Below are 25,044 nucleotides of genomic sequence, written 5' to 3'. Positions count from 1 at the left end.
GTGCGCGCGTGCTTATGCCCGAACCGATCATCTTTGCCATCCCCAAGGGACGCATACTCGACGAGGCGTTGCCGCTGCTCGCGGCGGCCGGGATCGAGCCCGCGGCGGATTTCTTCGACAAAAAGAGCCGCGCGCTGGTGTTCGGGACGAACCAGCCGCATATTTCGCTGATCCGCGTGCGCGCCTTCGACGTCGCCACCTTCGTCGCGCATGGCGCGGCGCAGCTCGGTATCGTCGGATCGGACGTCGTCGACGAGTTCGGCTATTCGGAGCTTTATGCGCCGGTCGACCTCGGCATCGGGCATTGCCGCCTGTCGCTCGCGGGACCGGCGGGCAGCGCGCCGCCGGGGCTCGGTGAAAGCCATATCCGCGTCGCGACCAAATATCCCGCGACGACGCGCCGCTGGTTCGAGGGGCAGGGCATTCAGGCCGAATGCATTAAATTGAACGGCGCGATGGAGATTGCGCCGAAGCTGGGTCTCGCCTCGCACATCGTCGACCTGGTTTCGACCGGGCGCACGCTGATCGAAAATGCGCTCGAAGAGCAGAAAATCATCAGCGAGGTGTCGGCGCGGCTGATCGTCAACCGCGCGGCGTTCAAGCTGCGCTCGGCCGAAGTGCCGGCGCTCGTCGAGCGGTTCCGCGAGATCGTGGGGCAGGGCGATGCGGCGGCTTGACACTTCGGCGCCCGGCTTCGCGGCCGATTTCGACGCGCTGGTGAACGACCGGCGCGAGAGCGCGTCCGACGTGTCGGCCGACGTTGCCGCGATCGTCGCGCGCGTGAAGGCCGAGGGCGACGCGGCGCTTGCCGATTATACTCGGAAGTTCGACCGCTTCGACCTCGATGCGCGCGGCTGGACGATTTCGAAGGCGGAATGCGCCGCGGCCCATGAGGCGCTCGCGCCCGAGCTGCGCGACGCGCTGACCCTCGCTGCGGAGCGTATCCGCGCCTATCATGCCGCGCAATTGCCGGAGGACCGCGACTATCGCGACGCCGCCGGCGCGCGGCTCGGCGCGCGCTGGCGGGCGGTCGATGCGGCGGGCGTCTATGTCCCCGGCGGGCGCGCCGCCTATCCCTCGTCGGTGCTGATGAACATCCTGCCCGCGAAGGTTGCCGGGGTCGAGCGGATCGTGATGGTCACCCCGACGCCGGGCGGTGAGGTCAATCCGGTCGTCATGGCCGCGGCGCATATCGGCGGGGTCGACGAGATCTGGCGCGTCGGCGGCGCGCAGGCGATCGCCGCGCTCGCCCATGGCACCGACAGGATCGCGCCGGTCGACGTCGTCACCGGCCCCGGCAATGCGTGGGTCGCCGAAGCGAAGCGCCAGCTTTATGGCGTCGTCGGTATCGACATGGTTGCCGGGCCGAGCGAGATCGTCGTCGTTGCGGACGCCAGGAACGAACCGCATGTCATCGCAGCCGACCTGTTGAGCCAGGCCGAGCACGACCCGACGAGCCAGTCGATCCTCTTCACCGACGATAGCGACTTCGCCGATGCCGTCGCCGCGGCGGTCGCGCATGTCATCCCGACGCTCGCCACCGCGCCGACGATGCAGGCGAGCTGGGCCGATAATGGCGCGATCATCGTCGTGCCGAAGTTGGCCGACGCGATTCCCCTGTGCGACCGGCTCGCGCCCGAGCATCTCGAATTCGCGGTCGACCCGGTGGAGGCCGACGCGCTGTTCGCGCTGGTCCGCCACGCGGGTTCGGTCTTCCTCGGCCGCCAGACCCCCGAGGCGATCGGCGATTATGTCGCCGGTCCCAACCATGTCCTCCCCACCGGACGCCGCGCGCGCTTTTCGAGCGGCCTGTCGGTCACCGACTTCATGAAGCGCACCAGCTTCCTCGCGCTCGACGAAGCGAGCCTCGCCGCGATCGGACCCGCCGCGGTGGCGCTCGCGGGAGCCGAGGGGCTTCCCGCCCATGCGCTCAGCGTCCGGAACAGATTGAAGCCAAACCATCCTTGATCCCCATGTTCGTCATTCCGGCGCAGGCCGGAATCTCGCCGGTGCCTCATGACGCGAGGTCGAGATCCCGGCCTTCGCCGGGATGACGATTTGAGATAAAAGCAGAAACCATGAACAAACGCGCCCAATCCCGCTCCGCCGCCCGCCTCGCCGCCGTGCAGGCGCTCTATCAGCACGAGATGGAGGGCACGCCGGTCGCGCAGCTGATTCACGAGTTCCACCAGCACCGCATCGGGGCGATCATCGAGGACGCCGAATATGCCGAGGCCGACGTCCCCTTCTTCGACGATATCGTCAAGGGCACGCTCGCGCGGGCGGGCGAGCTCGACGCCGCGATCACCGCGCGGCTCGCAAGCGGCTGGACGATGGACCGGCTCGACCGCACGATGAAGGCGATATTGCGCGCCGGCGCCTATGAACTGATCGCGCGCGGCGACGTGCCGGTGGGCGCGGTGGTGAGCGAATATGTCGATGTGGCCAAGGCCTTCTTCGACGGGCGCGAAGCGGGCTTCGCCAATGGCCTGCTCGACGCGATCGGCAAGGATGTCCGAAAGTAGCGGCCATGAAGAATAAAGCCGTGTGCTCCCGCGCAGGCGGGAGCCCAGAGCGGATGAGCCGGACGGTGGCGCAAATGCGCTCTGGGTCCCCGCCTTCGCCGGGACACGCCGCTACGGCATCTTTCATACCATAGCGCTATCCATTACGATTTCCCAATGAACGAAGCCGATTTCATCGCCCGCCTGCGCGACATCGCGACCGACCCCGCGGCGCGCGGGCTCGCTGACGATGCGGCGCTGTTCGAAGGGCTGGTGCTCACGCACGACATGATCGTCGAGGGCGTCCATTTCCTGCCCGACGAGGCCCCGCAGGACGTCGCGTGGAAGCTCGTCGCGGTGAACCTGTCCGATCTCGCGGCGAAGGGCGCGGCGCCGCTCGGCGTATTGCTCGGCTACAGCCTGACCGGCGACGCGGCGTGGGACGAGGCGTTCGCGTCGGGGCTCGCGGTGGCGCTGCGGCGTTTCGGCGTGCCGCTGCTCGGCGGCGACACGGTGCGCGTGCCGGCGGGTGCGCCGCGCAGCTTCGGGCTGACCGCGATCGGCCGCGCGCCCGATGGCGACGTCCCCTCGCGCGGCGGCGCGCGACCCGGCGACCGGATATGGGTCAGCGGAACGATCGGTGACGCCGGGGTCGGGCTCGCGATGCGGCTCGGCGAGCTCGAGCCTAACGAGACCTGCCTCGCCGCCTATCGCCGCCCGCAGCCGCAGCTGACGCTCGGGCAGGCGCTCGTGCCGCACGTCCACGCGATGATGGACATCTCCGACGGCCTGCTGATCGACGCCGAACGGATGGCGGCGGCGAGCGGCTGCCGGATCGCGCTGGCGATGGAGGTGCTGCCGCTGTCGGCCGCGCTGCTCGCGGTGCGGCCCGACGTGCTCGACACGCGCCTCGCCGCCGCGACCGCGGGCGACGACTATCAACTGCTTTTTGCAGCCGATGCGGGCGAGGCGGACCATATCCGCGAAATCGCCGAAGGGCTGAACGTCGCGATCACGCCGGTCGGCCATGCGGCGGTCGGCGAAGGGATCGTGCTGACCGACCATGCGCGGCGCGTCGCGCTGCCCGACCGGCTCGGTTTCATGCATTGATCGGCCTTGTCGTCACCCCGGCGAAGGCCGGGGTCTCGCCGATGCGCCATGACGGAACGTCGAGATCCCGGCTTTCGCCGGGATGACGGCCATTGCGGGCTTGCCCTCGAAAGCCTTTCTTCCCATAACCCGGCGGTCCAAATTTGGGGCGGTCGCATCAGGGGAGAGGGCGAACCGGCAACAATAGGTCGGACGTGCTCGACTGCTAAGCTGTGGCCATCCCGTTCAATGGGGAAGGAACAGACACGCATGAACGATCCGGTTCTGATCGCGATAGCGTGCGGCCTTTTGGCCGTGCTCTATGGCTTCATTACCTCGCGGCAAGTGCTCGGCGCACCGGCGGGGAATGAGAAGATGCAGGAAATCGCCGCCGCCATCCAGGAAGGGGCGCAGGCCTATCTGAAGCGTCAATATTCGACCATCGCCGTCGTCGGTGTCGTGGTCGCCATCATCATCGCGGCGACGCTCAGCGGCGTGTCCGCGACCGGTTTCGTCATCGGCGCAATTCTTTCCGGCGTCGCCGGGTTCATCGGCATGAATATTTCGGTGCGCTCGAACGTGCGCACCGCCGCGGCCGCGCAAAAGGGGCTGCAATCGGGGCTGACGCTGGCGTTCCGCGCCGGCGCGATCACCGGGCTGCTCGTTGCGGGGCTCGCGCTGCTCGCCATCTCGGTCTTTTACTGGGTGCTGACGACGCAGATGGGCAAGAGCGTCGGCGGCGAGGATCGCACCGTGGTCGACGGGCTCGTCGCACTGGCGTTCGGCGCCTCGCTGATCTCGATCTTCGCGCGTCTCGGCGGCGGCATCTTCACCAAGGCCGCCGACGTCGGCGCCGACCTGGTCGGCAAGGTCGAGGCGGGCATCCCCGAGGACGATCCGCGCAACCCCGCGGTGATCGCCGACAATGTCGGCGACAATGTCGGCGACTGTGCGGGCATGGCCGCCGACCTCTTCGAAACCTATGTCGTCACCGTCGGTGCGACGATGGTGCTGACCGCGCTGCTCCTGAAGGGCGCGGGCGAAATGCTCGGCGTGCTGATGGCGCTGCCGCTGCTGATCGGCGGCGTGTGCATCATCACCTCGATCATCGGCACCTATTTCGTCCGCCTCGGCGGATCGAACAATGTGATGGGCGCGATGTACAAGGGCTTCCTCGTCACCGCGATCACCTCGGTGATCGGCATCTATGGCGCGCTGCACTGGGGGCTTGGGGGCAACCTCGATGCCGCGATCGGCGGCGACGGCGCCAATGGCGGTTTCACCGGCATGGACCTGTTCTGGTGCTCGTTGCTCGGGCTCATCATCACGGGCCTCATCATCTGGATCACCGAATATTATACCGGCACCGGCTTCCGCCCGGTGCGCTCGATCGCCAAGGCGTCGGAAACGGGTCATGGCACCAATGTGATCCAGGGTCTCGCGGTCAGCCTCGAGGCGACCGCGCTGCCGACGCTGGTGATCGTCGCGGGCATCATCATCGCCTATCAGCTCGCGGGGCTGATCGGCATCGCCTATGCGGCGACCGCGATGCTCGCGCTTGCGGGCATGGTCGTCGCGCTCGACGCCTATGGTCCAGTGACCGACAATGCCGGCGGCATCGCCGAAATGGCGGGGCTCGACGACAGCGTGCGCGAAAAGACCGACCTGCTCGACGCCGTGGGCAATACGACCAAGGCGGTGACCAAGGGCTATGCGATCGGTTCGGCGGGGCTCGCCGCGCTGGTGCTCTTTGCGGCCTATACGACCGACCTCAGGGAATTCTTCCCCGACCTGTCGGTCGATTTCAGCCTCGAAAATCCCTATGTCATCGTCGGGTTGCTGCTCGGCGCCCTGCTGCCCTATCTCTTCGGGGCGCTGGGGATGACCGCGGTCGGCCGCGCGGCGGGCGACGTGGTGAAAGACGTGCGCGAGCAGTTCGCGAACGACGCGGGCATCATGGCGGGCACCTCGAAGCCCGACTATGCGCGCACCGTCGACCTGGTGACCAAGGCGGCGATCAAGGAGATGATCGTCCCCTCGCTGCTGCCGGTGCTGGCGCCGATCGTCGTCTATTTCGCGATCAGCTGGGTCGCGGGCGACCGCGCGGCGGGCTTTGCGGCATTGGGCGCGCTGCTGCTCGGCGTGATCGTCGGCGGGCTGTTCGTCGCGCTCTCGATGACCTCGGGCGGCGGCGCGTGGGATAACGCGAAAAAATATATCGAGGACGGCAATCACGGCGGCAAGGGCAGCGAAGCCCACAAGGCCGCGGTCACGGGTGACACCGTCGGCGATCCCTATAAGGATACCGCCGGTCCGGCGGTCAATCCGATGATCAAGATCACCAACATCGTCGCGCTGCTGCTGCTCGCGGCGCTCGCGGGACATGCGATGTAGGCATCGCGGTTCTGGTGGCAAACAAGGCCCCGTCGGAGCGATCCGGCGGGGCTTTTGCTTGGGCGGGTCAGACGCGTCCCGATATCCGCGCGCGCAGGAAATTGCCGAGCGCAACGAACAGCATCTCGCGCGCGTCGCCGCCCAGCATTTCGGCGAGCAGCCAGTCGAAATGCACCCGATCGCCGTGCGCCGCGGCGCCGACCATCGCGGCGAGCAGCGCCTCGTCGTGGCTGACCCGCGGGCAACAGGGCGGCGCGACCGCGAAGGCTTCGGGCCAGACGTGCGCGATCGCCTCGACGACGACACGGTAGCGGCGCGCGGCAAGGATGTTACCCCAGCGCCGTTCGAGTTCGGGCATCGGGTCGCGGCTGGCGCGGCGGCAGAGGATGCAATAGCGCAGCGCGAGCACCGCTTGTGCCGCGTCGACCGGCAACTCGCGGACGAGCGGCTGGCGGGTCAACTCGCGGATCAGGGTGCTGCTCTCCAACGTCGATCCTCCCGCGTGCCCGGCTCGATACGCAGTCCTGCCGGGCCTCTTGCTTCGAAAAAGATGCCGGCCGCCGCATCGAGCAGCAGCCGGCAGGAGGGGACTGCTCGACCGTGCTATTGAGAATTAATCGCAAATACAAGCAAAAAAGAGAGGCACCCGAAAGTGCCTCTGAATATGCCGGAAAACCGTGCTTCGCCAGTCTGCGTCATCCCGGCGAAGGCCGGGATCTCGCCGGTGCATCGTAAAGCCAGGTCGAGATCCCGGCCTTCGCCGGGATGACGAAGGAAAGGCCGTGATTCGTCCCCGGCCGCACCTTGGTATCAGTCGTCGCCGACCGGCCTGGATTGCAACTGGATATAATTCTGGAGGCCCATGCGTTCGATCAGGTCGAACTGCTTTTCCAGCTCGTCGACATGATGTTCCTCGCTTTCCAGGATGTCGGCGAACAGGTCGCGGCTGACATAGTCGCGCACCTTCTCGCAATGTTCGATCGCGTCCTTGAGCAGCGGGATCGCCTCTTCCTCGAGCGCGAGATCCGCCTTCAATATCTCCTCGACCGTCTCGCCGACGCGCAGCCGGCCGAGCAGCTGGAAATTGGGCAGGCCTTCGAGGAAGAGGATGCGGTCCGCCAGCTTGTCGGCGTGCTTCATCTCGTCGATCGATTCCTCGCGCTCGAAATGCGCGAGCCGCGCGACGCCCCAATTGTCGAGCATACGGTAATGCAGCCAATATTGGTTGATCGCGGTCAGCTCGTTCTTGAGCGCTTCGTTGAGGAAGTCGATGACCTTTTCGTCGCCCTTCATGTCTCTTGTCCTGTCTGTTCTCGGGTAGGGAAGCCGGGCGGCATTATACCGCCCCGGACCCGTTCAGGCCAAGGGTGAAAATGGCGGATTTCTGCGAAAAATCAGGCGGCCTCAACGGCCTCGCTGATGATATTGCGAGCGAATGACAGGCACTGGCCGCATTTGGGTTTGCGACCCAGTTGCGCATAGGCGGCCTTGGCGCAGCGCAATTGGCCGTTCCGCGCGACATCGCGCAGCTGGCTTTCCCTTATTGCGTTGCAGACACAGACGACCATATGCGAATCCCTCTCAACAAGCATGATCTAGGGATAGTGCGAGCGATTCGCAACAGGAAAGTTGCGAACGCCTCGCACGGTCGAACGCGGGAAAAAAGGCGACGTGCGCCCCTTGCCCGGCGCGCGATTCGCGGGCATAGGCGCCCGCATCTTCCCCCGCCCATCCGCAAAGGTCCGCAGCCATGAAAGTGAATGTCTATGTGACGCTCAAGCCGGGGGTTCTCGACCCGCAGGGCAAGGCGATCCATCATGCGCTCGAAGGGCTGGGCTTTGCCGGGGTCGACGATGTCCGCGCGGGGCGCTTCATCGAGCTCGAGGTTGCCGACGACGTCAGCGACGCCGATCTCGATGCGATGTGCGCGAAGCTGCTCGCCAACACCGTCATCGAAAACTACCGCATCGAACGCGCCTGACGCGACCGAAGGGAGCCCCCCCATGAAGACCGCCGTCATCGTCTTTCCCGGCTCCAACTGCGACCGCGACATGGCCGTCGCGCTCGAGACGGTCACCGGCCGCGCCCCCGCGATGGTGTGGCACCGCGACAGCGCGCTGCCGGGCGGCACCGACTTCATCGCGCTGCCCGGCGGTTTTTCCTATGGCGACTATCTGCGCTCGGGCGCGATGGCGGCGCGCTCGCCGATCCTGCGCGCGGTGGTCGAGGCGGCGGGGCGCGGCGTTCCGGTGCTCGGCGTGTGCAACGGCTTTCAGGTGCTCGCCGAGGCGCAGCTGCTCCCCGGCGCGCTGATGCGCAACGCCGGGCTCAACTTCGTCTGCCGCACCGTGCCGCTGACGGTCGAGAACAGCCAGTCGCTGTTCACCGCAAGCTATGCGAAGGGCGAGACGATCCGCATTCCCGTCGCGCATCACGACGGCAATTATTTCGCGGATAGCGCGACGCTTGACCGCATCGAGGGCGAGGGGCGCGTCGCCTTCCGCTACGCCGAACCGGTCAACGGCTCGGCGCGCGACATCGCGGGTGTTCTCAACGACGCGGGCAATGTCCTCGGCATGATGCCGCACCCCGAGCGCGCGATCGACCCCGCGCACGGCGGCACCGACGGGCTACGCCTGTTCGAAGCGGCGCTCGGCGCCCTCGCCTGACGTCAGCGCAGGCACCTCGCGCCGCGCCGGCTGCAACCAGCGGCTGAGGAGCAGGATCACGGTCGGCCAGAAGCAGGTGTTCCAGATGTCATGCCAATGCGCGGCGTCGGGCTGGATCGCGGCGTGTCTCGCCTCGGCGGTGAGGTCGAGCCATTCGCCGCCGCACGCCATCGCGATCACCGCGAGCCAGGCGACCAGCCAGCCGCGCGGCCCGCGCCACACGAGCCGCACCGCGAGAAACAGCGCCATGCCGAAATAGATGTGCAGCGCGTCCTTATCGAGGCCGCTCGCTGTGACGATCCACAGCTTGCGCTCCTCGAACAGCGAGGCGAGTTCGATCAGGGTCATGGGGGTCAAACCTTGGCGCGGAAGGGAGAGAAGTCGGTGTCTTCGTCGAACACGTCGACGCCTTCGCGCCGCTTGAGCAGCCCGACGACGGCATAGGTTACCGGGGTCAGCGCGGCCTCCCACGCGGTCTTGATCGCCCATTGCGACAGCACGACCTGCACCAGCTGCTCGGGCGGCCAGCCGGCGAGGCCATAGAAGGCGAGCGGATAGAAGATCAGGCTGTCGAGCCCCTGGCCGACGATCGTCGATCCGATCGTGCGCATCCACAGAAAGCGCCCGCCGGTCGCCAGCTTCATCCGCGCCAGTACATAGGAATTGGCGAATTCGCCGGCCCAGAAAGCGGTCATCGACGCCAGCACGATGCGCCAGCTGTTGCCGAACACGAATTCATAGCTCGCCTGTCCCGGCCAGCCGTCGGCGGGCGGCAACGCGACGACCACCGCCGCCATGAACGCCATGAAGATCAGCGCCGCAAAGCCCGTCCAGATCACGCGCCGCGCCCGCGCATAGCCATACACTTCGGTCAACACATCGCCGATGATGTAGCTGATCGGGAAGAAGAGCACCCCGGCGCCGAACGCCCACTGGCCGCCGTCCGGCATCGGGATATAGGAGGGCTTCGACGCGCCGATGATGTTGCTGAGGAGCAGGATCGCGACGAACGCCGCCATGACGAGGTCGTAATAGCGAAAATGCCGCACGCTTGCGGCGTTGACATGCGCAGGGGCGGGCGCGCGGAACGCGGCGGAAGCGGGCTCGGTCATGGCGTGCTGCTTAACGCGCTTTGCGGCGCGCGCAAACCACGCTATTCGCGCGGGGCGCACCGGTGGTGCCGCGCGCCCGTAGCTCAGCTGGATAGAGCACCCGCCTTCTAAGCGGGTGGTCGCAGGTTCGAATCCTGCCGGGCGCGCCATTTCAGAACAGAACTCTGAACGCCGAACGCCGCCGTTTCTACGCTAGAAGCGGCGACCAGCGTTCGCAGCAATTCTGACTTCGATCCCATGATGCGAACTTCGTCGTCGGCAACCTCGACGCGCTGCGCCAGGGCGCGCAGATGGTCGCGGCGGTAGCCACCATCATCAAGCCGCATCCGTTCACGCGCCATGCGGGCGAACGCCTTTAGCATGTCGGGGCTGACGGCCTGATTGCCGGAGCTATCGAGTGCGAGCTGCGTGCGCTCCGCGTCGGCGGTGGCCTGGTCCCGGATCGCCTTGAGACTGGCAATACGCTCCTTCAAGGCACCGTCGTTCAAATCGGCCACGCCGGATTCGATGGCGTCGTAGAGGCGGCCGAGCCGCTGGTCCGTCTCGGTGATTCGCCTGTGAAGCTCGGCAAGGTGCTCGCGGCGGCGTTCAGTGCGTTCCTGCCGCCGGTCGACGACGCTGGCAAGGACGGTTTCCAACCGCTTCGGCTGGAGCAAGCGGTCCTCAATGTGGTCGGCAACGAGATGGTCGAGCTTGTCCATCGGGATCGTGCGCCCCTTGCAGCCGGTCTTGCCCTGCCGCGCCTTGGTCGAGCAGGTATAGTAGCGGTATGTCCCCCCTGCGCTTCCCCTGCCGGTGCGGAGCGTCATCGCGCCCCCGCACTTGGCGCAAAAGCAAATGCCGGTCAGTAGCGTCGGGCCACTCGAAACACGCGCTGGCGTCACCATGGGATTGCGGGATTTGAGGCGGGCTTGCACCGCATCGAAAATCTCACGCTCGATCAGAGGCGGCACCGCCATGATGGCGATCTCGCTTTCCGGCTTCTTCTCCCGGTCTTTGTGGGAGCGCGTGTTGAACCTGTGCTCGCCAATATAGGTGGTGCGGGTGAGGATGGCGTGGATTTGCGCCAGCCCCCAACGCCCACCGTCGCGAGTGAAGAAACGGCGCTCATTGAGATAAGTGGCGATGGCCTTGACGCCCATCGCGCCGGACGTGCCGTCACCTTCGAGGAACAAGCGATAGATCAGCCGCACGGTGTCGGCGTGCAGCGGGTCGATCTCCAGCTTCTTCTTGATCTTCGATCCGCGCTGCTCGGCGGCAACGATGCGATAGCCGATCGGTGGCCGTGCGCCGTTCCAGAAGCCTTGCCTGGCGTTCTCGTTCATGGCGCGCAGGACGTGCTTGGCGTTCTCCTTCGACTGATATTCGTCGAACAGCGCCATGATCTGCCGCATCATGACGTGCATGGGATCGTCGCCCATCTCCTGCGTGATCGAGACAAGACGCACGCCGTTCTTCGCCAGCTTGCGGACATAGAACTCCAGCTCGAAGTGATCGCGGAAGAAGCGCGAGAAGCTGTGAACCACTACCACGTCAAACGGCGCGGGCTTGCTAGTGCCGGCCTCGATCATTCGTTGGAACTCGGGACGCTTGTCGTTGGTGGCAGAAGCGCCGGCCTCAACAAAGGTTTCGACAAGCTGGTAGCCGCGCGTCGCGCAATAGGCTTCGCCCTGCTTGCGTTGGTCGGGGATCGACACGTCATGCTCAGCCTGCCGGGCGGTCGAGACGCGCAGGTAGAGCGCGGCGCGGGTGGTGGTGACGCAGGGGGTATGAATGTTCATGCGCGACCTCCCATCACCTTCTTCGGCTTTGCGCGGTCGATCAGGGGCAACGCCAGTTCCACACGATCATGCACCACCTTGGGCGCGAGCTTGCGGCCTTGACCCTTCTCCAAGCGGACAAGCCCATAGCTCTCCATCGTCTTCATGGTGCGTGACAGGTTGGATATGGCCCGGCCGGTGATCTCGGACAGTTCTTCCAGCGATGCCGGTGTCTTCTCGGCGATGACGCGCAGCAGTTCACGATTACCCGCCGACAGCACCTTGGCAAAGGATTCGGTCGAGGTGAACCACACCTTCGGATCGCCTGGCGCAGGCTTTTCCTCGCCACGCGCGATCCGCATGGTGCGGGCCTTCATTTCTTCGTAGTCGGCAATCCCGACTTTCAATGTGGTCATAGCACGCCTCGCTCCTTCAACACCGCGTCCACCGCCTGCCAGAAGTCGGCCAGCAGCGTGGCCGCATCCTCCCAGGCGTAGGGCTTCACGGTCTGGAGGCGATGCCGATGGTCCAGCGGCTCGCCGCGCCTGCCTCGGCCGACCGGATGGGCGTTGTCGAAGCCGACCAGCCGTTCGCCCGAAGGCCCGTGAAGCGTGAGCGAGTAATCGAGGCCGTGCGGTTTTTCCGGCGACGCCGGAACGCGGGTGACAACAAACTTGACCCAATGACCGCCTTCGGGATCGACAACGAGCACCTGCCCGTCCAGGTCGAGAAGCGTGTCGAGGTTCGGATCGCGATCCTCGCTCATGGCTTTTCCTTATCAGATTGTGATAAGAAAGACAAGCCGTCCTGTGTTCCTCTCGGGTTCAGAAGATCGTCAAAGACATCGCCGAACCAACGCTCGAACACGTCGATCTCGGCCCCGGTGACGGGCATGAACGCCGATCCGAAGCTCACCTTCTTCACCGTGCGCCTGCATCCCGGCCGTCTTGATCGCACGGTCGAGAATGCCCATGGCGTCATGGACCTGATCGACGAAACGGCGTCCGGCTTCGGTCAGGCGGACGCCGCGCGTGTTGCGGTCGAAGAGGATGACGCCAAGGTCTGCCTCCAGCGCCTTGATCCGGGCGCTGACGCTCGACTGGCTGGTGCCGAGGGCCAGCGCCGCACGATGGAAGCTGAGATATTCCGCGACGGCGAGCGTCTGCACCAGAGCGACCATCGGGATACGGTGACGTGGCAGAGGCGTATGATCTAACCTTGGGCGCTTTGAGGGTTGCCGCCGCATTTCATTCGACAGGCGGTATTTCTGCCTCGCGCGCATGGGCCGAGGCGACAGATGGGCGGTTTGCGACGAGCTGGGTATATGCCTCGGTATTGGGCCAGCGGTTGAGATCAATGGAAAAGCCGGGCATCCAACCAAGCACCGTGAAGAGATAGGCATCCGCCACCATGAAGTCGTCTCCCATCAGATACCAGAAGCAAATCCGCCTGCATGACGCGCGCCGACGCCTCATCACGGTGCACTCGGAAGCAGCGACCGTGGCCTACGCGGTCGGCTACGAGAGCGTAGGCTACGCGGCCCAAGGCCGGAGCATGATATGCCCTCTTGCTGCACGGGCGCCAGCGACCCCACCGCGATTGATCCGTGGCGATGGATAGTCGCGGCGCGGCGAGGACGGCGGCGTATCTTGTAAACAGCGGTAGGTTGGCGAACGCCCCACTGATGCGCGTCCGGTTCGGTGAAGTCATCCTGTTACCGCCATGTCGCTAGGGCCGTGCCAAAGCGTCGTAATCCGATCTCACGACCTGCCTCGAACAGACCACGCATCTCTTCCGGCTTGAATTCGAAGGGACTGGCAGCTTCGGGGATCGTGTCGGGGAGTGGGATCAAATGGAAACGTGCGCCTGCTTGCCGGGTCCTCGCTTCGGCATCGCGAACCGAGATGTAGAGCAACTGCCGGAGAAGCTGTGTAACACCGCGCTGCGCGAGGGGGATTGTCGAACTCGCATCGCTACGCACCGCTGCGCTGCGGCTGACATGCCCGTTGGCAATGACCCATACATGCGTAAGTCCTGGCCTGCTTTCTTCGAGCATGAAGGATTCCAGCGGAACTGGTGCTTTGACGCCGCCGTCGCTGTGCACGCTCAACGCACCGCTTTGCAGGTTTCGCACGTAAACGGACTCGATCAGGCCGGGGGCGGCCGCGGATGCAACCAGTATGTCTATGTAGCGGTTTTTCCTGTTCCCGCCCCCAGCGGCGATCGCGCCCATATCCCAGATCACGGTCTTACCGGCGGTCATGTCGGTCGTCGCGACATAGAGGCGCCGTCCTTCATTGTGTTCCGCCGCCACGGCGTCGAGCATGCTTTCCGTGATGTGTTCCGCAAGCTGACGGCGTAGCGGCATCGGGTCGTAACGGCCCGTCCTGAAAAGCGTCTTCAGTCCGTTGGAGCGCAGGATGTCACGTGTGCGCGTGGTCGTGTAGAGCTTTTCCAGCAGGCTGTCGAATTCGCTGCCGAGAAAGGCCGCCGTCGCTTGCAGCGCCCCGGTCGACGTGCCGGTCACGATGTCGAATTGCGGTCGGGTTCCGCTGGCCGACCATCCCGAGAGGACACCTGCGCCAAAGGCTCCGTCCGCTCCTCCGCTTGTCAGCACGAGGATGTTGCGCGGTTCCGACCTTAGTTTCGCCACGTTCCGACCGGCCACGATTATCGATGCTCGGCCCCCGGACGCGATCACCGAATCTCCTGCGTCGATGACGATATCGCCATGCTGACAGGCAGCTAATGCAAGGGCGAGGCAGGAAACGATTAACATGGCCTTGCCGCTTGGAGCGATGCCAATTCGTTTCATGTCCCCTGCTTCGTAGGAACTGTTTTCCCACATTGGTGATCCCTAAAACCACAGTGCTGAACAGACGGACGGCAATCCATACTTGGCACACCGCGCGATGAGAGCCCCAAGTGGGTCCATTGAGAATGTTTCCCAAATATCCATCGACGTTATGCCCCCCCTCTTATGCCGGAATATCTTCTTTCAACGCTGGGACGCGATATCCCTCTCGCCGCAGCCGGACATTTGTCTGGCCGAAGATGAACGCCTTGCGGAGCGGACTGGCGAGCATGTCGTGGGGGAAACCCATCTCTATCCGGCTGGCGGCATCGAGGGCGGCAAGCTGCGCTTCGGTGAACGTCACGTTCAATGCGCCGATATTGCTTTCGTACTGCGCCAGGGTACGCATGCCGAGGATGGGGGAGGTCACGGCCGGATTTGTAAGAAGCCATGCGATCGCCACCTGCGCGGGCTCGGCGCCGATCTCCCTGGCAATCTCGATCACTGTCTCGGCGACCGAGATCTTCTTCTCGGTGACCATCCCTGCAGCCACCAGTGGGCCCTTGCGGCCATCGCCATGCGAGGCGGCTGGTTCAAGATCGGCTCGGCTGTAGCGTCCGGTCAAAATGCCCATGGCGACCGGCGAGAAGGGCATGACGCCGATCCCGAGTTCCGCCGCCATCGGCACCAGCTCACGCTCGACCGTGCGCTCAACGAGGCTGTATTCGATCTGAAGCGCCACGGGCCTCGACCAACCGCGCAGGTCCGCCACCGTCGCCATGCGTGCGACCTGCCAGGCTGGTGTGTCGGATATGCCGACATAGTTGATCTTCCCCTGGGCGACAAGATCGTCCAGCCCGCGCAGCACCTCGTCGACGGGCGTGGTCTTGTCCCACATATGCAGGTAGAAAAGGTCGATGTAATCGGTGCGCAGGCGCTTCAGGCTGGCCTCAACCGAGCGCATCATGCTCTTGCGATGATTCCCACCGCCGTTCGGGTCCGTAGGGTCGAGGTTCAGCGTGTATTTGCTGGCGATGACGAGGCGATCCCGCCGCCCCTGTGCAAATTCGCCGATGAGTTCTTCCGCCTTGCCCTGCGAGTAGAAGTTCGCCGTGTCGATGAAGTTGCCGCCGGCGCCGACATAGGCGTCGAATACGCTCTGTGCGGTTTCGCGGTCCATGCCCCAATCGGGCTGGGCAAAGGTCATCGTGCCCAGGCAGAGGGGGGAGACGCGAAGGCCGGACGAGCCGAGCAAGCGATAACTGGCAAGTGTGAGTGGCGATGTCATAGGACGTTCCTTTCCAACGAAATTCGGACGGGTCGCGGAGGACGGAAGTCCGGCGACAATTCGCGCCTGATGGGCGGGTTAGGCGCTACCCTTTGCCTGCTTCGGGGGTGATCTCGACAAGTCGGATCGCATTTTCCGGGCAAGCAACGACGCACAAGCCGCAGGCGAGACAGCGGTCGGCGTTCGGCGTATATGCGGTGCGCATGCCGTGCACGCGCACCCGTAGACGTCCGACCCAGCCAAGGGCGCGATAGTCCTTCTCGTCGATCGGCCCGACCTCGAAGACATCGTAGGGACAGACCTCGATGCAATCGCCTTTGGCCTCGCACTTCCCGCGGTTCACGATCGGGACGAATGCGCCGGCCGGCGCCTTGCATTCGGCGCCGGGGCGGCGTGAGTCGGCTGCCGCTCGCCGCACCTTGGCGGCATTGGTCCTCTTGCTCGGGGCGCCGTCCGTCAAATCGGTCATGTCGATGGCCTTTCCCCATTATTGGCTGCAAGTCTCTCCAGACCGACCATCTGAGCGCTATCGCGCCAGAGCTTGCTCATCACGTCGTCGCGCTGCGCCAAGTCCGACGTTTCGGGCCAGGTGAGGCGTCGCTTGACAAGCGATGCATAGAGCCGCCCGGCCGGCGGCTCGATCCGGCCGAGAGCCAGATCGGCAAGCACCTGTCCGGCTTGAGCGGGCTTGTTGATGCGGAACAGCGGCACGACGATGGGCCGCAACATCCCAATGAGCAGCCATAAGATAAGCGGAGCGCTGCGTTGCAGGCCGGTTCCCAGGGTGAAGCCCGGATTGTAGGCGATGATGCGGAGGTGCTTGACCTCGGCGGCCTGCGAACGGCTGAGCGCGCGGGCGGTTAACAGGTTGCATAGCTTGGACGCCGAATAGGCCCGAAACCCGTCCCGAAGCGGACTGGACCGAACGCCAGGTTTTCGCACCGGATGCGCGAGCCGTTCAGCATCGGCATGCTCGGGTGGCGCAATCGGATTGAGCGCCGGCTCATGCGTATCGCTGGTGGTGATCACGACCGTCGCGGCTTCGGCAAGGCGCGGCAGCAGCAGCAGCAAGAGATAGTGGGCCAGGTGTTTTACGGCGAAGGTCGTTTCGAATCCGTCTTCGGTGCGCCCGTTGTCACTTGGAAATTGCGTTCCCGCGTTGAGCACAAGGGCATCAATCGGGATCTCGCCGAGCCTTTCGCCCACCGCCTTGGCGAACGCACGAACGCTTGCCAGCCGCGCCAAGTCTAGTGGAAAACCATGGGCGCCAGGCGGAGGCGCACCACGCGCACCCAACCAGAGCTGAACATCCGGCATCTGGAGCATATGCTCGGCCGCAACCCTGCCGATGCCCGATGTCGCTCCAGTCATGACGATCGTCCTCATGGTGCTCTCCCCGAACGCGAATTGGCTTCGGGGAGAGCACCCCAGCAAACGATCCTGACGGCGATACGCATGCGATCGAGGTACTCTCCCAAGGTCTTCGCGCTGAACTTGATGCCCTCGGACGTTGCCGCAAGGTGCTGGGCGAGTTCCATTGAGGAGACCCCCGCCTTTGTCCAACGCGCGGCGACGCCTGCGGCATCCAGAGCTTGCGCCATGTCACGGACCACTGCCTCCTCCATCTCTCGGAAGACGGGACCGGTAAGCGTTGCCGTCGTCGCGATCAGTTCGCCAAGATGCTCGACGCCGACCGCTTTGCTATGCAGCGCTTCGAAGGCGCCGAGCACGCGCTCTTCGATATCGTGATCCTGATGCGCGAGCGCCGCCCGGGCCTCCGCGCGCATGGCCGCGAGGCTGCGCGAGATCACAGCCTTGAACACGGCCTCCTTGGTCGGAAAGTAGAGATAGAGGGCCTGGCGCGAGATCCCCACCGCCCGCGCGATATCCTCCATCGCCGTCTTCTTGAAGCCATAACGCAGGAAGATGCCGGTCGCCGCTTCGACGATCTCGACCTGTCGCGCTGCTTCAGGGTCGTTGGCCACGTTCATGCCCATCTCACGCCCCGCGCATCGTCAGGTTTCTTCAGCAGGCTCGTCTTCCAGAAAATGAACGGCATGGTCACGTCTCTTCCATTCGGTTTATGGGATTTCCAGCATTCCACCATGTGTCAGGATCTGAAACGCGTCGTGCGGGATTTTCTTTTCGTCCAGAGCGGCGGCAAGATCCTTTGGCGGCTGCGTGAGGTCCTCATCGGTGAGAACGAATGTGCCCCAGTGAATTCCGATGGAAAGCTTCGACTGGATATCCCCATGGATCAGCACGGCCTCTTCAGGATTCACATGCTGATCTTTCATGAACCAGCGCGGTTCGTACGCGCCTATGGGAATCGCCGCCAGATCAAAGGGGCCATAGCGACGCCCAATCTCGGCGAAGTGCGACTTGTCGTAGCCGGTATCGCCGATGAACACAAAACGATGGCTCTCCCCCGCGACGATCCAACCGCTCCATAATCTGACGTTTGTGTCGAGAGGTGATCGGCGGCCCCAGTGTTGCAAGGGAGTCGCGACGACCTTCATGTTTTGGAACGCGGCTTCATCCCACCAGTCCAGCTCCGCGACATTCTTCGCACTCACCCCCTCTTGAATCAGCCATCGGCCAATCCCGAGCGGCGCATAATATTGTATCTGCGGCTGCTTTTCCAAAAGAAGGTGAATGGTTTCTCGGTCAAGGTGGTCGTAATGGTCGTGAGAAATCAAAACCAGATCAATTTTCGGCAGTTGTTCCACGGAAAGGGCCGGCCGAACCGTCCGTTTCGGGCCCATCCATGAAAAGGGCGAAGCCCGTTCCGTAAAATGGGGATCCGTGAGGATATTTAGACCTTCCATTTGTACAAGCAATGTGGCTTGGCCGATCCAGGTCGCCTGAATCCCGGCCTGAGGATCCCGGATTTTTTTCTGATCCGGCGCCAATAGAGGGAAATCGTAGGCGTCGGCATTTCTGATCTCTTTAAAAAGAGCCTGCCATTTCCACTGTGCCACGCGGGAAAACGAATTTTCCAGCTTGCCATTGATATTCTGGAAGCCAGTCGGTGTGTGGTGCGCCTTATCAGGATTGTAGTACAGGTTTTTATCGGTGCAGCTTGAGACTGCGACGGCCATAAGAATAGAAATCACATTTCTAATGAACTTAAACTGCATTCTGCTTGTGGTCTTGAAGGGGATTAGGACATCATCGCTCACGGCGACGTTTGGGGCCAAGGTAGCACCACTGCCTCCTCCACCTGGCGGAAAACGGAAGCGGCAAGTGCTGCTCATCCCGCAGCCCGCGCATCGTCAGGTTTTTTCAGCAGGCTCGTCAGCGCCGCCTCGATCGCACGCCGTTCCAATTCGTGTGCGCCTCTCCCTATAGGTTTGCGGGCTCGAAGGTAGAAATAGAGAGCGCCGAAAGGATCACCTTGGATTCGATGCACATGCGCATGCACCCAGGCGCACACGCGCGAACTGTCGTCCCGGACTAACTTGTGGCCGCCTTCCACGTCATCGGCGGCAATCAAGGCGAGCGCCTGCAATGCCCGCCGCAAACTGTCCTCAGTCATTCTCAGCTCCCACGCGCCTGTTCCGGCGGATCCAACCAAGTCCCGCCAGCTTTGCCAGATCACGACGGCGACAAGCCGGCCCGATCAGTGACCACGGTCCAATCGTGCATGGCGCCTCAAAGACGTGACGGGGCGCCAGACACAATTGACAACTTGACACAATATCACTAAATGTCAAGTACGTCGGCAAGCGATACTACGACCGTGACCCTCCGCTTCGAGAGTGACTGAACGAGTTCTGCGTAGTGTTCAGGATCGGCGGACTAGAAGCGCGCGTTCAGAACAAGGAGATATTCGTGCCATCCAGAGCGGGATTTACGGCGGCCGATGTGCCGGACCAGTCGGGCAAATGCCTCATCGTCACAGGTGCCAACTCGGGCGTCGGCTTCGAAGTGGCGAGCGCCCTGGCGGCGCGGCGGGCGCGGGTGCTGCTTGCTTGCCGTGACGAATCAAAGGCGAGGGCCGCCATGGACAAAATTCGGCAGAGGAGCAGCGGCGCTGATCTCGCTTTCCTGCCGCTCGACCTGGCGGATCTGGCGAGTGTGCGCAAAGCGGCTGAAGTTGCCGCCAAGGAGCCGCGCATCGACGTGCTGATCAACAATGCCGGCGTAACGGTGCCGACGCGCCAGACCACAAGGCAGGGGTTCGAACTCCTGTTCGGCGTCAACCATCTCGGCAGCTTCGCCTTGACCGCCCTGATGCTGCCCAAGCTGCGCGAAACGCCGGGATCGCGGATCGTCATCACCAGCAGCGGGCAACACAAGGGCGCGAAGATCGAATGGGACGATCTCAATGCCGAGAAGAACTATAACTGGTTATCACGCTATGGCGCCAGCAAGCTTGCAAACCTGCTCTTCATGCTCGAATTGAACCGGCGGCTGCAGGCGGCTGAGATGCCCGTTACCACCGTCGGCTGCCATCCCGGCTTCGCTCGAACCAATTTCGGGAGAGCGAGCCTGGCGGGCAGGCTCGCTGTTGGCGTGGGCGGTTTGCTCTTCAATACGCCCGCCATGGGCGCCTGGCCCACCTTGCAGGCGGCAACCGGCAATGTGAAGCCCGGCGGATATTACGGCCCCACAGCCTTTGCCGAACTGCGCGGCCCCTCTTTCGAGTGCACCCCGTCCGATGACGCGCGCAACCCTCAACTCGCCCGTCGGCTATGGGACGTCTCTATCGAAATGACCGGCATCGACCCTGACTTGGCGCCCGCAAGCTGAAACCGGAGCGGCGCCTCGTCATCCCATCAAAACATACAACCCTTGGAGCGCAATTATGACTGACAAGAAGACAATCGCAATTTTCGGCGCCGGCAGCGGTCTCGGAGCTTCCCTCGCCAATCGGTTCGGGCGCGAAGGATATCGCATAGCGCTCGTCGCGCGCCGTGCCGGTCCGCTCGAAGAGCGCGTCGCCGAACTCGCAAACGCCGGTATCGAAGCCGTCGCGTTCACGGCCGATCTCACCGACCTTGGTGCTATCCCCGCGCTGGTGCGGGCGATCGAGGAGCGGTTCGGCGCGATCGACGTCGCGATCCATCAGCCCCTCGGCGGTGTCGGGTTCGTCCCCGCAGTTGAACTCGATGCGGCGACGTTCCGGCCGCTGGCTGACTACTTCGCATTCTCGCCGATCGAGCTTTCGCATGCGGTGCTGCCCGACATGCTGGCGCGCGGCGATGGGGCCATCGTGGTGGTCAACGGCCTGACGGCATCGGTAACCATGCCGGGGATGAGCGGCGTTGGTCCGGCGATGGCAGCAGCGCGCAACTACATCTTCACGCTGAACGCGGAAGTCGCGCAAAAGGGTGTCTATGCCGGGACGATGTCCATCGGAGCGTTCCTCGACCGTTCGGCCGGCATGCGCGCCGCGACGGCAGGTGGCCATGAGCTTGACCCGAGGGCGCCGGTGATCGATCCCGATGTGGTGGCCGAGGAGATCTGGTCGCTCGTCACCAAGCGCGACCGGGTTGAGGCGATCCTTCCGCAAATGCCTGCACACTGACGATTTGCCAACAGGGAAACAACACCCGATGCAACTCAAGCGGATTTACTGGATCGCCACGGCCCTGCTTGCCCTCATGTATCTTGCAGGCGGTGCGTATTATCTCTCCGACATGGCGGGCGTGCAGGCCATCTACCCAACGCTCGGATACCCGCCCTATCTCGTGCCGATCCTGGCCGTTCTGAAGCCGCTGGCTGCCGTCACGATTCTCTGGCGGTTCAGTGTCGCCCTGTCCGACCTCGCCTATATTACCAGAGGGGAGCTGCGCGGCTACGCTTCTGATATTTCTTTTGCGGACCAGGCGAGCATCCGTAAGCGCGCTGCGTCCAATGATCCGAATGGGGCGACGTTCCTTTCCCATTCCAGCAAGGATCAGGATCTTGTTGTTGGTGCCGTCAGGGTTCTCGAAGGCCACGGAGCAAAAGTCTATATCGACGAGGTCGACCCCGAGATGCCGCCCTACACGACCGATGAGACCGCAAGCCTCCTCAAAAAGCGGATCGGGCAAACAAAGCGTTTCGTTCTCCTCGCTAGTCCCAACAGTAAAGAGAGCCGTTGGGTGCCGTGGGAACTGGGGATTGCAGATGGGAACAAAGGGATCGAGAAGATTGCCCTTTTTCCGGCGGCTGATACCAGTCACGAGAAGGCATGGGCTTCGTGGGAATACCTCGGATTGTATCGCCGAATTGTCTGGGGTGATCTCCAAGGATACCAGAAGAAGGTGTGGATGGTGATCGACGAGAAGCGGAACGTAGCTACGGAATTGAGCAAATGGCTGGCAGGGGCATGAATCCATCACCAATCATGCAGGTCTAAGCTTGTCGCTTCCGCTGCGCCAATCGTCGAACGTTTTAAAATCCCCATACCCAGCCGACTTTGACCGGTTCACGAATATGGCTGGCTTGTGGGATATGCTGGTGAAATCGACTTTCGGGTAGATTTGAAGGTATTCCTCGTTCTCGAACTCCAGCGTACCGCCGTCAGGGAAGATTGGCAGAATAGCGACGTTACCGCTGACACCGTCGAAATAGCCCAGCTCCCACGGCATCCAACGCGACCGTTGAGAGCTTTGCGAATAGACATAAAAGAGAGAACCGCATTGTCTCATCCGGACACGAAGTTTCTCTGCGGTTTTCCCACTGACGCTCTCCCGATTAAGGTCGGGATCGTCCAACCAATCAATATAAACTGTCTTTCCGGATGACTCCAAAATCTGCTTTATGCCTAATATTATCCCTGCATCACGCATTGCATGGGAAAGGAAAATATCGAAAGAGTCCTTCAGTGCCGATATGGCTGAATGGATAGCAAGATGGAGATTATAATGCTCCGGCGGTATGTTTTTTACTTTGTCGCGAACTTGCGATTCGGTGAGGTAGGCCATCTGCCCGCAGACTTCCTAATATAACGATTGGGTGTTACGATAATTGTAACAGGAATCGAATCGTCGCAACGGGGTCAGGCAGCTAAGCCATCCAACCTTTTGCGATCTCTTGGTCGACGCTTTTGGGAGGGGTTATGGCGCGGAAAGTCTTTTTCAGTTTTCATTTCGCCAATGACTTTTGGCGCACCCAGCAAATACGGAATATCAATGCGCTGGAAGGGCAGTCTCTGTATTCTGCCAACGATTGGGAGCAGGTCAAGCGCAACGGTGACGCCGCGATCGAGAAGTGGATCGCTGACCAAATGCACGGCAAATCCTGTGTCGTGGTGTTGGTGGGCGCCGAGACGGCCAGCAGGCCTTGGATCATTCATGAAATCTCCAAGGGCTGGAACGACAAGCGAGGCATCCTTGGCATCAGGATCGACAAGCTACTCGACAATAGCGGTCGGCCATCCGCTCAGGGGGCCAACCCGTTCAGCAAAGTTACGTTCACTGGAACCAATCGTACATTGGCTGAGGTTGCACCATTGAAAACCCCCGCTGGGGCAGACAGCAAATCGGCATACGCGTCCATTACCAACAACATCGAGAACTGGATCGAAGAAGCCATAAATATTCGAAACAACAACTGATCTGGGCAAGATCGTTCCGAGAGGCGTTAATGAGCGTATATGAGATTGGTCTGCTTGGCCGCCCCGATCCCGATGTCGAGACGCCTCTTGTTGCCACTATCTCCAAGGCCATCGAGGAATTCGGCCTCCAGATTGGCAGGGACGTTATCATCCGGTCAGGAGAGGATTTCAACGATCGTGATCGGCATGCTGCGTGTGCCGTCGCCTACTTGGGATCGCCCGATCAGCATCACACCGACATAGCTGCCCGAGCGCTTCGAGATAGCGTTCCTGTAATTCCCACGATTCCCTCCGATGGCGATTTTGGTGTCCTGATACCGAAGGCCATTCAAGGAGCAAACGGACTTCGCAGACGGGCAGACGACGCCGAAATGCGAGAACTGGCGTCCTGCCTCCTGGAATGCGTTGGACTCCTGCGTCAGCAGCGTCGCGTGTTCGTGAGTTACCGCCGCGTCGAGTCTCGGAGCGCGGCAATCCAGCTTCACGACCTTCTTGGGAGCCGTGGCTTCGACGTGTTCCTGGATACGCACGACATTCGGCCCGGAGAGCCGTTTCAGGAGGTCCTCTGGCATCGGCTCTGCGATTCCGACGTCATGGTCATGCTGGATACGCCGACCTACTTCGACAGCAAATGGACACGCCAGGAAATTGGCCGTGCCCGAGCGAAAGAGATCCATGTTCTACGGGTGGTTTGGCCCGAGCACACGCCGAACAGACAGACGGATTTTTCGGAGACCATTTATCTCGACCGCTCGGAACTCAGTGGCGGAGACGGCCCTATCATCGATCAAGTCGCAGATCAGATCGTTCTTGCCGTCGAGGGGTTGCGAAGCCGCAGCATCGCGTCCCGTTTCATGTCGATTACCGGCCGCCTCCGTGCGGAGGTGGAAAGGATAGGCGGCACCGTCGAAGGTGTCGGCGCACACCGTTCTATCGCCCTGCGTCTACCCGACGATACAAAGCTTTGGGCCTATCCCATCGTTGGAATCCCGACGGCCGAACTCCTCAACGACATCGCTGAAAAAGCACGTCTGGCCGATCAGGGAGGCATGCCGATACTCGTATATGATCACGTCGGCATTCGAGAAAAGTGGATAGCGCACCTGAACTGGTTGGATGAACACATAAAGACCGTCCGCGCAGTGAAGATTGCCGAAGCTGCATGGGCTCTTTCAGGGTGGGAGGCGGCTGCGTAATGACGGACGCGATTTTCCTCTCCGCCGGCGTTCCCGATCCGCGCAGGGGACCGGAATACGCCAAGACTGCGGATACCGTGGCGATTGCGGCTGCGGTCTCCGCCCTCGTCCATGTAACCTTGGGGCGACGTCTACTCGTCTGGGGCGGACAACCCGCAATTACTCCGATGATATGGTTTGTTGCCGAAGGTTTGGGTGTCGACTATGGCCGCTGGGTCAGGCTTTACCAGAGCAAACATTTCAAAGATGAGTTCCCAGAGGACAACAAACGGTTCTCCAATGTGGAATATACTGAAGATCTTGGTGATCGAGAACGAAGCTTGCTGCTGATGCGCGAGCGCATGTTCAGCGATTACAACTTTACAGCCGCCGTATTTATTGGCGGAATGAAGGGTATAATTGATGAATTTGACCTATTGGAAAAGATGCACCCTGCCGCCATCAAGATCCCGGTCATCTCTGCGGGAGGGGCAACTCTCGATTTGGCCCAGCGTATAGGGACCGTTTCCACGGACCTAGCCACCAACATGGATTACATCGCGCTCTTCCACCGACATCTCGGCATTTCGGTTAAGGAAAACCGGTACCAGACGCCCGAAGCTCAGCCAGCTTCGATTGCCGATAGGCTATGGCGGCAATAGCTGCTTCTGCCTATCTCCGATACTTATTCTAGAGGGCTATAGCGTAGA

At 62.6% G+C, this 25,044-nt stretch carries 32 protein-coding genes and 1 tRNA gene; 14 read left to right on the top strand and 19 right to left on the bottom strand.

Going from position 1 to position 25,044, the window contains the following annotated elements; translation table 11 throughout:
• Positions 1–14: 14 nt before the first annotated feature.
• The 5 genes from hisG (at position 15) to CHB69_RS18610 (ending at position 5,987) form a co-directional block, all read left to right on the top strand.
• On the top strand, positions 15–677 hold the full coding sequence (gene hisG / locus CHB69_RS18630) for an ATP phosphoribosyltransferase (protein WP_089217423.1): 663 nt from the start codon (positions 15–17) through the stop codon (positions 675–677).
• Positions 664–1,968 (top strand): histidinol dehydrogenase, encoded by a 1,305-nt coding sequence (hisD, locus tag CHB69_RS18625; RefSeq protein ID WP_089217422.1) that lies wholly within the window; start codon positions 664–666, stop codon positions 1,966–1,968. Before hisG ends, hisD begins: the two co-directional genes overlap by 14 nt.
• A gap of 110 nt (positions 1,969–2,078) precedes the next feature.
• Positions 2,079–2,525, top strand: a complete 447-nt coding sequence (gene nusB, locus CHB69_RS18620) for a transcription antitermination factor NusB (protein ID WP_089217421.1) — start codon at positions 2,079–2,081, stop codon at positions 2,523–2,525.
• 156 nt (positions 2,526–2,681) lie between these two features.
• Positions 2,682–3,614 (top strand): thiamine-phosphate kinase, encoded by a 933-nt coding sequence (thiL, locus tag CHB69_RS18615; RefSeq protein ID WP_089217420.1) that lies wholly within the window; start codon positions 2,682–2,684, stop codon positions 3,612–3,614.
• Positions 3,615–3,863: 249 nt separating this feature from the next.
• Positions 3,864–5,987 (top strand): sodium-translocating pyrophosphatase, encoded by a 2,124-nt coding sequence (locus tag CHB69_RS18610; protein WP_089217419.1) that lies wholly within the window; start codon positions 3,864–3,866, stop codon positions 5,985–5,987.
• A gap of 67 nt (positions 5,988–6,054) precedes the next feature.
• On the opposite strand, the gene CHB69_RS18605 is transcribed toward CHB69_RS18610, so the two are convergent.
• The 3 genes from CHB69_RS18605 to CHB69_RS18595 all read right to left on the bottom strand — a co-directional run bounded on the left by CHB69_RS18605 (position 6,055) and on the right by CHB69_RS18595 (position 7,555).
• Positions 6,055–6,474 carry an addiction module antidote protein gene (locus CHB69_RS18605; RefSeq protein WP_089217418.1) on the bottom strand — a complete coding sequence of 140 codons (420 nt, stop codon included), beginning with the start codon at positions 6,472–6,474 and terminating at the stop codon, positions 6,055–6,057.
• Positions 6,475–6,797: 323 nt separating this feature from the next.
• Complete coding sequence (bfr, locus tag CHB69_RS18600; RefSeq protein WP_089217417.1) at positions 6,798–7,280, bottom strand: bacterioferritin; 483 nt, start codon at positions 7,278–7,280, stop codon at positions 6,798–6,800.
• A 101-nt stretch (positions 7,281–7,381) separates the two neighbouring features.
• Positions 7,382–7,555, bottom strand: a complete 174-nt coding sequence (locus CHB69_RS18595; RefSeq protein ID WP_089217416.1) for a (2Fe-2S)-binding protein — start codon at positions 7,553–7,555, stop codon at positions 7,382–7,384.
• 182 nt (positions 7,556–7,737) lie between these two features.
• Here CHB69_RS18595 and purS point away from each other — a divergent pair, with 182 nt between their 5' ends.
• Both purS and purQ read left to right on the top strand, forming a co-directional pair.
• Positions 7,738–7,968: a phosphoribosylformylglycinamidine synthase subunit PurS gene (gene purS, locus CHB69_RS18590; RefSeq protein ID WP_089217415.1), complete on the top strand. Its 231-nt coding sequence runs from the start codon at positions 7,738–7,740 to the stop codon at positions 7,966–7,968.
• A 22-nt stretch (positions 7,969–7,990) separates the two neighbouring features.
• Entirely contained in the window at positions 7,991–8,656 is a 666-nt protein-coding gene (gene purQ / locus CHB69_RS18585) for a phosphoribosylformylglycinamidine synthase subunit PurQ (protein ID WP_089217414.1), read from the top strand.
• On the opposite strand, the gene CHB69_RS18580 is transcribed toward purQ, so the two are convergent.
• Positions 8,618–9,004, bottom strand: coding sequence for a hypothetical protein (locus tag CHB69_RS18580; protein ID WP_089217413.1), 387 nt, complete (start codon positions 9,002–9,004; stop codon positions 8,618–8,620). The genes purQ and CHB69_RS18580 overlap by 39 nt on opposite strands.
• Positions 9,005–9,009: 5 nt before the next feature.
• Positions 9,010–9,768 (bottom strand): queuosine precursor transporter, encoded by a 759-nt coding sequence (locus CHB69_RS18575; RefSeq protein ID WP_089217412.1) that lies wholly within the window; start codon positions 9,766–9,768, stop codon positions 9,010–9,012.
• 72 nt (positions 9,769–9,840) lie between these two features.
• Here CHB69_RS18575 and CHB69_RS18570 point away from each other — a divergent pair.
• Positions 9,841–9,917, top strand: a tRNA-Arg gene (locus CHB69_RS18570).
• Here CHB69_RS18570 and CHB69_RS18565 read toward each other — a convergent pair.
• The 13 genes from CHB69_RS18565 to CHB69_RS19910 form a co-directional block, all read right to left on the bottom strand.
• A complete protein-coding gene (locus CHB69_RS18565) occupies positions 9,876–11,549 on the bottom strand; it encodes a recombinase family protein (protein ID WP_089217432.1) in 1,674 nt (557 codons plus the stop codon). The two genes, CHB69_RS18570 and CHB69_RS18565, sit on opposite strands and share 42 nt — an antisense overlap.
• The gene (locus CHB69_RS18560; RefSeq protein WP_089217411.1) at positions 11,546–11,944 is read right to left on the bottom strand and encodes an HVO_A0114 family putative DNA-binding protein; all 399 of its coding nucleotides are present in this window, start codon (positions 11,942–11,944) and stop codon (positions 11,546–11,548) included. Before CHB69_RS18560 ends, CHB69_RS18565 begins: the two co-directional genes overlap by 4 nt.
• Positions 11,941–12,294: a toxin-antitoxin system TumE family protein gene (locus CHB69_RS18555; RefSeq protein ID WP_089217410.1), complete on the bottom strand. Its 354-nt coding sequence runs from the start codon at positions 12,292–12,294 to the stop codon at positions 11,941–11,943. Before CHB69_RS18555 ends, CHB69_RS18560 begins: the two co-directional genes overlap by 4 nt.
• Complete coding sequence (locus CHB69_RS20700) at positions 12,291–12,422, bottom strand: hypothetical protein (protein ID WP_281252668.1); 132 nt, start codon at positions 12,420–12,422, stop codon at positions 12,291–12,293. Before CHB69_RS20700 ends, CHB69_RS18555 begins: the two co-directional genes overlap by 4 nt.
• Positions 12,364–12,708, bottom strand: coding sequence for a LysR family transcriptional regulator (locus CHB69_RS18550; RefSeq protein ID WP_212541952.1), 345 nt, complete (start codon positions 12,706–12,708; stop codon positions 12,364–12,366). Before CHB69_RS18550 ends, CHB69_RS20700 begins: the two co-directional genes overlap by 59 nt.
• A gap of 67 nt (positions 12,709–12,775) precedes the next feature.
• Positions 12,776–12,955 (bottom strand): glutathione S-transferase family protein, encoded by a 180-nt coding sequence (locus tag CHB69_RS19920; protein WP_212541951.1) that lies wholly within the window; start codon positions 12,953–12,955, stop codon positions 12,776–12,778.
• A gap of 287 nt (positions 12,956–13,242) precedes the next feature.
• A complete protein-coding gene (locus CHB69_RS18540; RefSeq protein ID WP_089217408.1) occupies positions 13,243–14,376 on the bottom strand; it encodes a patatin-like phospholipase family protein in 1,134 nt (377 codons plus the stop codon).
• Between the two features lie 130 nt (positions 14,377–14,506).
• On the bottom strand, positions 14,507–15,610 hold the full coding sequence (locus CHB69_RS18535; RefSeq protein ID WP_089217407.1) for an aldo/keto reductase: 1,104 nt from the start codon (positions 15,608–15,610) through the stop codon (positions 14,507–14,509).
• A gap of 85 nt (positions 15,611–15,695) precedes the next feature.
• The gene (locus tag CHB69_RS18530) at positions 15,696–16,079 is read right to left on the bottom strand and encodes a 4Fe-4S dicluster domain-containing protein (RefSeq protein ID WP_170935638.1); all 384 of its coding nucleotides are present in this window, start codon (positions 16,077–16,079) and stop codon (positions 15,696–15,698) included.
• Positions 16,076–16,996: an SDR family NAD(P)-dependent oxidoreductase gene (locus tag CHB69_RS18525; protein ID WP_089217406.1), complete on the bottom strand. Its 921-nt coding sequence runs from the start codon at positions 16,994–16,996 to the stop codon at positions 16,076–16,078. Before CHB69_RS18525 ends, CHB69_RS18530 begins: the two co-directional genes overlap by 4 nt.
• Positions 16,993–17,601 (bottom strand): TetR/AcrR family transcriptional regulator, encoded by a 609-nt coding sequence (locus CHB69_RS18520; RefSeq protein WP_170935637.1) that lies wholly within the window; start codon positions 17,599–17,601, stop codon positions 16,993–16,995. Before CHB69_RS18520 ends, CHB69_RS18525 begins: the two co-directional genes overlap by 4 nt.
• A gap of 90 nt (positions 17,602–17,691) precedes the next feature.
• Positions 17,692–18,711 (bottom strand): MBL fold metallo-hydrolase, encoded by a 1,020-nt coding sequence (locus tag CHB69_RS18515; protein WP_170935636.1) that lies wholly within the window; start codon positions 18,709–18,711, stop codon positions 17,692–17,694.
• A 152-nt stretch (positions 18,712–18,863) separates the two neighbouring features.
• Positions 18,864–19,148 carry a hypothetical protein gene (locus CHB69_RS19910; protein WP_141134059.1) on the bottom strand — a complete coding sequence of 95 codons (285 nt, stop codon included), beginning with the start codon at positions 19,146–19,148 and terminating at the stop codon, positions 18,864–18,866.
• Positions 19,149–19,393: 245 nt separating this feature from the next.
• Here CHB69_RS19910 and CHB69_RS18510 point away from each other — a divergent pair, with 245 nt between their 5' ends.
• Genes CHB69_RS18510 through CHB69_RS20610 form a run of 3 tightly spaced genes read left to right on the top strand, consistent with a single transcriptional unit; the run spans position 19,394 to position 21,933 of the window.
• Positions 19,394–20,365 (top strand): oxidoreductase, encoded by a 972-nt coding sequence (locus CHB69_RS18510; protein ID WP_245836953.1) that lies wholly within the window; start codon positions 19,394–19,396, stop codon positions 20,363–20,365.
• A gap of 55 nt (positions 20,366–20,420) precedes the next feature.
• Complete coding sequence (locus CHB69_RS18505; protein WP_089217403.1) at positions 20,421–21,143, top strand: SDR family NAD(P)-dependent oxidoreductase; 723 nt, start codon at positions 20,421–20,423, stop codon at positions 21,141–21,143.
• 28 nt (positions 21,144–21,171) lie between these two features.
• Entirely contained in the window at positions 21,172–21,933 is a 762-nt protein-coding gene (locus CHB69_RS20610) for a TIR domain-containing protein (RefSeq protein WP_245836952.1), read from the top strand.
• Between the two features lie 12 nt (positions 21,934–21,945).
• Here CHB69_RS20610 and CHB69_RS18495 read toward each other — a convergent pair whose 3' ends face one another.
• Complete coding sequence (locus CHB69_RS18495) at positions 21,946–22,527, bottom strand: TIR domain-containing protein (protein ID WP_089217402.1); 582 nt, start codon at positions 22,525–22,527, stop codon at positions 21,946–21,948.
• Positions 22,528–22,661: 134 nt separating this feature from the next.
• On the opposite strand from CHB69_RS18495, the gene CHB69_RS18490 reads away from it, so the two are divergent.
• Genes CHB69_RS18490 through CHB69_RS18480 form a run of 3 tightly spaced genes read left to right on the top strand, consistent with a single transcriptional unit; the run spans position 22,662 to position 24,996 of the window.
• On the top strand, positions 22,662–23,159 hold the full coding sequence (locus CHB69_RS18490; RefSeq protein WP_089217401.1) for a TIR domain-containing protein: 498 nt from the start codon (positions 22,662–22,664) through the stop codon (positions 23,157–23,159).
• A gap of 29 nt (positions 23,160–23,188) precedes the next feature.
• Entirely contained in the window at positions 23,189–24,355 is a 1,167-nt protein-coding gene (locus CHB69_RS18485) for a Thoeris type III anti-phage system protein ThcB4 (protein ID WP_089217400.1), read from the top strand.
• Positions 24,355–24,996 (top strand): Thoeris type III anti-phage system protein ThcA, encoded by a 642-nt coding sequence (locus CHB69_RS18480; RefSeq protein ID WP_089217399.1) that lies wholly within the window; start codon positions 24,355–24,357, stop codon positions 24,994–24,996. The genes CHB69_RS18485 and CHB69_RS18480 overlap by 1 nt, the downstream gene beginning before the upstream one ends.
• Positions 24,997–25,044 lie beyond the last annotated feature (48 nt).

This window comes from Sphingopyxis indica (assembly GCF_900188185.1).
Taxonomy (GTDB): Bacteria; Pseudomonadota; Alphaproteobacteria; order Sphingomonadales; family Sphingomonadaceae; genus Sphingopyxis; species Sphingopyxis indica.
This window is presented reverse-complemented; position numbering and strand designations above follow the sequence as displayed.